The organism is Patiriisocius sp. 208BN25-11 (assembly GCF_058147145.1).
The window spans coordinates 1-221 of the sequence record NZ_JBYVJY010000192.1; the positions used below are offsets into that span (position 1 = coordinate 1).

Sequence of the window (221 nt, forward strand, 5' to 3'; positions counted from 1 at the left end):
AATACAGACGGAAGTGTAGATGTAACGCCAGGCACACCAGCGGGGACGTATATGATTGACTACACGATTTGTGAGAACAACAACCCAACCAACTGTGATACAGCAACTGTAACAGTAGTAGTGGATGATAGTAATATCGATGCAGTAGATGATGATTATAGCGGAACACCAATTAGTGGTGCCGATGGTGGAACAACTCCAAGTGTATTTGATAACGATAC

At 43.0% G+C, this 221-nt stretch carries 1 protein-coding gene; it reads left to right on the forward strand.

The window, feature by feature from the left end; genetic code table 11:
• Nucleotides 1-221 (forward strand): hypothetical protein (locus ACY2RS_RS16085; protein ID WP_490099647.1); only part of this gene is annotated, 221 nt, incomplete at both ends.